General features: G+C 72.9%; 8 protein-coding genes. All 8 read left to right on the top strand.

Annotated features, from left to right (window positions below; translation table 11 throughout):
- Positions 1 to 94: 94 nt before the first annotated feature.
- Positions 95 to 742 (top strand): HAD family hydrolase, encoded by a 648-nt coding sequence (locus HCN08_RS33205; RefSeq protein WP_167987045.1) that lies wholly within the window; start codon positions 95 to 97, stop codon positions 740 to 742.
- A 125-nt stretch (positions 743 to 867) separates the two neighbouring features.
- Complete coding sequence (locus tag HCN08_RS33200) at positions 868 to 2,118, top strand: MFS transporter (RefSeq protein ID WP_206319541.1); 1,251 nt, start codon at positions 868 to 870, stop codon at positions 2,116 to 2,118.
- Positions 2,087 to 3,277 carry an acetoin utilization protein AcuC gene (locus HCN08_RS33195; protein ID WP_167987044.1) on the top strand — a complete coding sequence of 397 codons (1,191 nt, stop codon included), beginning with the start codon at positions 2,087 to 2,089 and terminating at the stop codon, positions 3,275 to 3,277. The genes HCN08_RS33200 and HCN08_RS33195 overlap by 32 nt, the downstream gene beginning before the upstream one ends.
- A gap of 130 nt (positions 3,278 to 3,407) precedes the next feature.
- A complete protein-coding gene (locus HCN08_RS33190; RefSeq protein WP_167987043.1) occupies positions 3,408 to 4,229 on the top strand; it encodes a phosphatase in 822 nt (273 codons plus the stop codon).
- Between the two features lie 128 nt (positions 4,230 to 4,357).
- Positions 4,358 to 4,570, top strand: coding sequence for a helix-turn-helix domain-containing protein (locus HCN08_RS33185; protein ID WP_167987042.1), 213 nt, complete (start codon positions 4,358 to 4,360; stop codon positions 4,568 to 4,570).
- A 31-nt stretch (positions 4,571 to 4,601) separates the two neighbouring features.
- On the top strand, positions 4,602 to 4,805 hold the full coding sequence (locus HCN08_RS37080) for a 30S ribosomal protein bS22 (protein WP_456319015.1): 204 nt from the start codon (positions 4,602 to 4,604) through the stop codon (positions 4,803 to 4,805).
- 213 nt (positions 4,806 to 5,018) lie between these two features.
- Positions 5,019 to 6,101, top strand: a complete 1,083-nt coding sequence (locus HCN08_RS33175) for an NAD-dependent epimerase/dehydratase family protein (protein ID WP_167987051.1) — start codon at positions 5,019 to 5,021, stop codon at positions 6,099 to 6,101.
- Positions 6,083 to 7,357 (top strand): lysophospholipid acyltransferase family protein, encoded by a 1,275-nt coding sequence (locus HCN08_RS33170; RefSeq protein WP_322974830.1) that lies wholly within the window; start codon positions 6,083 to 6,085, stop codon positions 7,355 to 7,357. The genes HCN08_RS33175 and HCN08_RS33170 overlap by 19 nt, the downstream gene beginning before the upstream one ends.
- Positions 7,358 to 7,397 lie beyond the last annotated feature (40 nt).

The following is a 7,397-nucleotide window of genomic DNA, read 5'->3' as shown; positions in this document are numbered from 1 at the left end:
TTATTTTGATAAAGCGTCAGCCCCCGTGCAATGCACGGGGGCTGACGCTTTTCTGCGTTCAGGCGCCTACCAGGCCCCGGGTTACAGTGACGGGGTGCGGTATGACCTGGTGATCTTCGACAACGACGGCGTCCTCGTGGACAGTGAGCCGATCTCCAACCGGATCCTCGCGGAGTGCCTGACCGAGGCCGGGTATCCGACCACGACCGAGGAGTCCGTCAGGGACTTCATGGGCGCCGCCATGCACCGGGTGCATGACGTCGTGTGGGAGCGGGCCGGCGAGCGGCTTCCGGCCGGGTTCGACGCGGACTACCACGGCCGGGTCTTCGCGGCCTTCGAGCGGGAGCTGGTGGCCGTCGAGGGGGCCGCCACGGTGGTGGAGAAGCTGGCGGCGGACGGGGTGCCGTACTGCCTGGCGTCGTCGGCGGGGCATGAGCGGATCAGGGTCGCGTTGCGCAAGACGGGGCTCTACCGGCTGTTCGGGGAGGAGCGGATCTTCTCGGCGCAGGACGTGGGGCGCGGGAAGCCGGCGCCGGATCTGTTCCTGCACGCGGCGCGGACCATGGGCGTACCGCCGGAGCGGTGTGCCGTGGTGGAGGACAGTGCGCTCGGGGTGGCGGCGGCGCGGGCGGCCGGGATGGATGTGTACGGCTACACCGGGATGACGCCGCCGGCCAAGCTCGCGGACGCCACCGAGCTCTTCGGCCAGATGGCCGAGCTGCCCGCCCTGCTGCTGGGCTGACGCCCTCCGGACACCGTGCCTGAGCTGCCTGCGTAGCCCGGACGGGCGGCGCCGCGGGGCGTGACGCAGGATCGTGACCGCCTGCACCTACTCATCCGTAGCTTTCGCGTCTACCGTGCTCGCTCATGGACGACACGCAGCCGCTGCGGCACGGCCGCGCCGCCCTGGCCGTGAGCTTCTTCGCGCAGGGAGCGCTCTTCGCATTGCTGGTGACCCGGATTCCGGCGATCCAGGACCGCTACGGGATCGGCGACGGGCTGCTGCCGGTCTTCCTCGCCGCGGTGCCGATCCTGGCCGGCGTCGGGAGCGTCGGCACCGAGAAGCTGGTGGCGCGGGTGCGGCCGAGCGTGGTGCTGCGCTGGGTGCAGCCGGTGGTCGCGCTGGTGCTGCTCGGGCTCGGGGCCGGCAACCGGATGTGGGTGGCGGCGGTGACGCTCGCGCTGTTCGGGGTGTGCGTCGGCGGGCTGGACGCGTCGATGAACATGCTCGGGGTGAGCCTCCAGCGGGCGTACGGGCGCAGCATCATGCTGGGCTTCCACGCGGCCTACAGTCTGGGCGGGATCGTCGGCTCGGTGCTGGCGTGGTCGGGGGCGCACTGGCACATCTCGCTGGTGGCGATCTACGGGCCGGCCGTGCTGGTGCTGATCCCGCTGACGCTGGTGGCCAGCCGCTGGTACCGGGACGCCGACGACGGCCCGCACGGCGCGCACGGCAAGCAGGCCCCCTCGCGGCAGCACTCCCAGCAGGACCCCCAGGAGCAGCCGAAGGCGGCCGTGCCGGTGGTGATGCGGCTGCTGCTGCCGCTCTGCCTGGTGATGTCCTTCGCCTACATCGGCGACTCGACCGTCTCCAACTGGAGCGCGAAGTACCTCCAGGACACCCTGCACAGCTCCGAGCAGCTGTCGACCGTCCCCTACGCCGTCTACATGGTGACGACGCTCCTCGGGCGCTCCGTGGGCGATTTCGGGGTGCGGCGGTTCGGGGCGGTGGCGGTCGTGCGGCTGGGGACGGTGGTGGCGGTGGCGGGGTTCGCCGTCGTGGCGGTGGCGCCCGGGGCGTGGGTAGGGATGCTGGGCTTCACCCTGCTGGGGTTCGGGTTGTGCGTGATCGTGCCGCAGACGTTCGCGGCGGCCGGGCGGCTGTTCCCGACGGCTTCGGACGCGGCGATCGCGCGCTTGAACGTCTTCAATTACGTCGGATTTCTCGTGGGCTCACCATTGGTGGGGGCATTGGGAGACGCGTGGAGTTACCGCGGCGCCATGCTCGTACCGATGCTGCTTGTGGCGGCGACTCTGTATTACGCGAAGTCTTTCGACGCGGGGCCCGCCGGGTACGGTGTCGGCCATGAGCGGCCGAGCACTGTTGATGTGGGATGAGCGGGTCACCGGGTACGACTTCGGGCCCGGGCATCCCATGGACCCGGTGCGGCTGACGCTCACCCGGGGGCTGGTGCGGGCGCTCGGGCTCGACCCGGCGCTGACGGTGGTGGCGGCGCCGGCGGCGGGGGAGTCGACGCTGGCGTTGGTGCACGACCAGGACTATGTGGCGGCGGTACGCCGCGCGGGGCAGGACCCGGCGTCGGTACGGGAGGCGTACCGCGCCTACGCCTCCTACGGGCTGGGGACGGACGACAACCCGGTCTTCCCGCGGATGCACGAGACCTCGGCGCTGATCGCCGGCCAGTCGGTGGGGGCGGCGGAGGCGGTGTGGCGTGGTGAGGCGGCGCACGCGGTGAACTTCTCCGGCGGGCTGCACCATGCGATGCCGGGCGCGGCCTCGGGCTTCTGCGTCTACAACGACGCCGCCCTGGCGGTGGCGCGGCTGCTGGAGCTGGGCGCGGAGCGGGTGGCGTACGTCGACGTGGACGTACACCACGGGGACGGGGTGCAGACGGCGTTCTGGGACGATCCGCGGGTGCTGACGGTGTCGCTGCACGAGCACCCGCGCACGCTCTTCCCGCAGACCGGCTGGCCGGAGGAGACCGGCGGCCCGGCGGCGGAGGGCTCGGCGGTGAACGTGGCGCTGCCGGCGGGGACGGGCGACGCGGGGTGGCTGCGGGCCTTCCACGCGGTCGTGCCGGAGCTGCTGGCGGCGTTCCGGCCGCAGGTGCTGGTGAGCCAGCACGGGGCGGACACGCACGTCGAGGACCCGCTGGCGCACCTGGCGGTGACGGTGGACGCGCAGCGGGCGGTGGCCGAGGCCGTCCACGGGCTGGCGCACGAGCACGCCGGCGGGCGGTGGGTGGCGCTGGGCGGCGGCGGGTACGCGGTGGCCGACGTCGTGCCGCGGACGTGGACGCACCTGGTGGCCGTTGCGGCGGGCGCGCCGCTGGAGCCGGCGACGGCGGTGCCGGAGGAGTGGCGGCACGAGGTCTACGCCCGCACCCGGCAGTTCGCGCCGCTGCGGATGACGGACGGGCGCGAGCCGCGCTGGGCAAGCTTCGAGGACGCCGGCTACGACCCGGCCGACCGGCTGGACCAGGCGATCCTGGCGACCCGGCGGGCGGTCTTCCCGCTGCACGGGCTGCTGCCGTAGGGCCGCGGGGGCCGCGGCGGGTGCCGCTGTCGGCTCGTCCGGGCGGACGTGTGTCGGGCAGGGGGTCCCTGGAGGGTGAATCCCGCGGTTTCCGCGCACCGGGGGCGGGCCGGCGTACGACGATCATGCCGTGGTGAGTGCAGGCGCCCTGCGTGCGCATCTGGTGGCGACGGGTCTTGCCGGGCAGGTCGGCACGCCCCGGGAGAAGAGCCTGGCGAGCTACCGGCTGTTCGCGGCGCGCGATCCGCGGCTGACGCTGGGGCTCGATCCGCTGGGCGCGTGGACGGTGCCGGAGCTGCTGCGGCTCATGGCGGACCGGTGCGGGGTGTCGCCGGACCCGGCGCTGACGTCGGGTCCCGAGGCGATCGACCCGGACTGCACGGTGGCGGCGCTGGACGCGTTCGCCGAGCGGCTCGCGCGGGCGGCCCGCGACCGTATCCCGGTGCTCTTGGGCACAGGACATCCACACCGCCTTCTCGGTTTCTACGCATCCTTGGCGGCGGCGCTCTCGGCGGCGGGATGTGTCGTCCTCACCCCGGCGTATGGGCGGGATGTGGACATGCGCACGCACTTCGGCGTACGTCGTCATCTTCTCTGGTACGTCGGCGGGGTCGCCGTGGTGCGCCCGGTGACCACGGACGGTGACCGTACCCAGGTGGAGCCGGGGGCGCACACCCACTCGCCGCTGCCGGTCAGGGCGGTGCTGTCGGCCGCCGCGGAGCCGGGCGGCGTGCTGCCGCGGCTGGTCGTCGGCGATCACGGATTCGTATGCGGTGCAGGTCAGTTGGGCATCGAGGCGATCGGTCTGGCGGACTGCGACGACCCGGCTGTTTTCGTCGCCGAAGCAGAGGGCAGCGTGTCGGTGGCGGTACCGGTGGACGACGCCATACGGTCCGATTACTACCGGCCATTGACGCGCTACGTGCTCAAACGGGCCTGGCTGTCACAGTAGTCATCCATAGGCAACTCCTCTTCCCCACTTGCCTCATGCGCCCCTAATCTGGGGGGGAGCGCACATGCCGCTTTGAGTCGCCGGAGGGGAAGCCGGTGCCCGGCGTGTGCGGAAGGTTCAGGTGTGACATGGCTGTTACCGAAACGCGCCCTCTGAACGAGGTCGTTTTTCTCACCGTCGCCGAAGTGGCGGCGGTGATGCGGGTGTCCAAGATGACGGTGTACCGACTGGTGCACAGCGGTCATCTGCCGGCGATTCGCGTGGGTCGTTCCTTCCGGGTTCCGGAGCAGGCCGTCCACGAGTACCTCCGGGAGTCCTACGTGGGGGTGGAATCTGCCTGAGAACGCCCTGACGGGCAGATGACCGTATCTCGTGGGCCTCGTTTATGTCCGTCCGCTCCGGGCGGGTAGGCTTGGCCGACGTAGGTCGTGTGGGCTCGGACGCCCCGCACCGAGTGAAACCGAAGCGAGGGTAGTCGTGGGCTCAGTCATCAAGAAGCGGCGCAAGCGTATGGCCAAGAAGAAGCACCGCAAGCTGCTGAAGCGGACGCGTGTCCAGCGCCGCAACAAGAAGTAGCGAGCGGCCGGCTTCGAGGCTCCGGTCCGCCGGACGTCCGCCGCGCTTCCTGCCCTCCTCCACCGCCTGCGGGCGGCCGGGGGAGGGCAGTGGCATGTCCGGGCGGTGGCACGTCCGGGTGGTGCCGGGCCTGTGTCGGGGCGTACGGCCGGCGAGCGCACGGGATACGGTGCGGGTGTTCCCGACAGGAGGCGCAGCTTGAGCGACGGCAGTGTGGGCGGCGTCGTGCTCGTCACGGGCGCCGCGCGGCAGCTGGGCGGCCGGTTCGTGCGGCGCATACAGCGCGACCCGGCGGTGCGCCGCGTCATCGCCGTCGACGCGGTGACGCCCGAGCACGGCCTGGGGGAGGCGGAGTTCGTCCGGGCCGACATCCGGCAGCCGATGATCGGCAAGGTGCTGGCGCAGCACTCCGTCGACACCGTCGTGCACCTGGACGTCACCGGCACCCCGCTCGGCTCCGGGGGCCGTACGCAGGTCAAGGAGACCAACGTCATCGGCACGATGCAGCTGCTCGGCGCGTGCCAGAAGGCCCCGACGGTCCGCCGCCTGGTCGTGAAGTCGACCACCAGCGTGTACGGTTCCGCGCCGCGCGACCCCGCGGTCTTCCGGGAGACGACGCCGGTCAAGTCGCTGCCCAGCGGCGGCTTCGCCAAGGACGCGGTCGAGGTCGAGGGATACGTGCGGGGTTTCGCGCGGCGGCGGCCGGACGTCGCGGTCGCGGTGCTGCGCTTCGCCAACATCCTCGGGCCGACCGCGGACACCCCGCTCGCCGGGTACTTCAAGCTGCCGGTGCTGCCGACGGTCCTCGGCTACGACCCGCGGCTGCAGTTCGTGCACGAGGACGACGTGGTGGACGTGCTGGTGCTGGCGTCGAAGGACGCCCGGCGCGGCACGCTGAACAGCGGCACGTTCAACATCGCCGGCGACGGGGTGCTGCTGCTGTCGCAGGCCGCGCGGCGGCTGGGCCGGCCGACAGCGCCGGTGCTGCTGCCCGCGGTGACGTGGGTGGGGTCGATGCTGCGGACGGCGGGGGTCACCGACTTCTCGCCCGAGCAGATCCGGCTGCTCACGCACGGGCGGGTGGTGGACACCCGGGAGATGCGTGGCACGCTCGGTTTCACGCCGACGTACACCACGGCGGAGGCGCTCGCCGACTTCGCCCGCGCCCACGGCCCCGGGCTGCTGCCCCCGCAGCGGCTCGCCGCCGGTGTGGACCGGCTCGCGGCGGCGGTGCCCGGGCTCGGGGGGCCGCAGCACAACCGGAAGGAGCAGGGACCGTGGGCGACGCCAAGGTGATCCCGTTCGGCGAGGACTCGCGCGGCAGGCGCGGCGGTACGGGCTCGGGTTCCGGCGCCGGCTCCGGCGCGGGGGCCGGGCGGCCCCGTACGGGCCGTGGGCGGGCCTCTGGGGGCGCTACGGCGGGCGGGGCAGGCGGGACGGCCGCGGAGGCGCCGCAGCCGCCGCTGGCGGCCGTACCGGACGCGGTGGAGGGTACGGGCCCGGGTGCGGGTGCGCGTGCGGGTGACGGCGCGGGCGCGCAGGGCGGCCAGGGGGCCGTGCCGGGCATCCCGGCGCAGTCCGCGGGCGGCCGGGCGGGGCCGGGTGCCGGGCCGGGCGCGCAGGCGGGGGCCGCGGATGGCGGGCCCTCGGGCGCCGGGGCCTCGGGGCCGGGCGGTTCCGTGCTGGGGGCGGTGGCCGAGCGGGTGCTGGGCGCGGACTGGGACCGCAGGGTCGCCTCGGGCCTGGCCTTCCTGCGCCGCCGGGTCACCGGCGACTACGAGGTCGACGAGTTCGGCTACGACGCCGAGCTGACCGACCAGGTGCTGATGTCGCTGCTGCGACCGCTGTACGAGCGGTACTTCCGCGTCGAGGTCCGCGGTATCGAGAACATCCCCGCCGAGGGCGGCGCGCTGGTCGTCTCCAACCACTCCGGCACGCTGCCGCTCGACGCCCTGATGACGCAGGTCGCCGTGCACGACCACCACCCGGCCGGCCGCCATCTGCGGCTGCTCGCGGCGGATCTGGTCTTCGTGCTGCCGCTGGTCAACGAGCTGGCGCGCAAGGCCGGCCACACGCTGGCGTGCGCGGAGGACGCGGAGGTGCTGCTGGAGCGCGGCGAGGTCGTCGGCGTGATGCCGGAGGGCTTCAAGGGCATCGGCAAGCCCTTCGCCGACCGCTACAAGCTGCAGCGCTTCGGCCGCGGGGGTTTCGTCGCGACGGCGCTGAAGACGAAGGTGCCGATCGTGCCGTGCTCGGTGGTGGGCGCGGAGGAGACGTACCCGATGCTGGGCAACGCGCGCACGGTGGCGCGGCTGCTGGGGCTGCCGTACTTCCCGCTGACCCCGACCTTCCCGTGGTTCGGCCCGGCGGGGCTGGTGCCGCTGCCGACGAAGTGGGCGATCCAGTTCGGCGAGCCGATCGCCACGGACGGCTATCCGCCGGAGGCGGCGGAGGACCCGATGCTGGTGTTCAACCTGACCGACCAGGTGCGGGAAACGATTCAGCACACGCTGTACGAGCTGCTGGTGCAGCGCCGGTCGGTCTTCTTCTGAAGGCCCGCCTTCTGCCGAGGCCCGTCCCCCCGAGCCGGGG

The organism is Actinacidiphila epipremni, assembly GCF_012034175.1.
Taxonomy (GTDB): Bacteria; Actinomycetota; Actinomycetes; order Streptomycetales; family Streptomycetaceae; genus Actinacidiphila; species Actinacidiphila epipremni.
The sequence above is the reverse complement of the archived record's forward strand: the minus strand, read 5'-3'. Positions and strand labels throughout refer to the sequence as shown.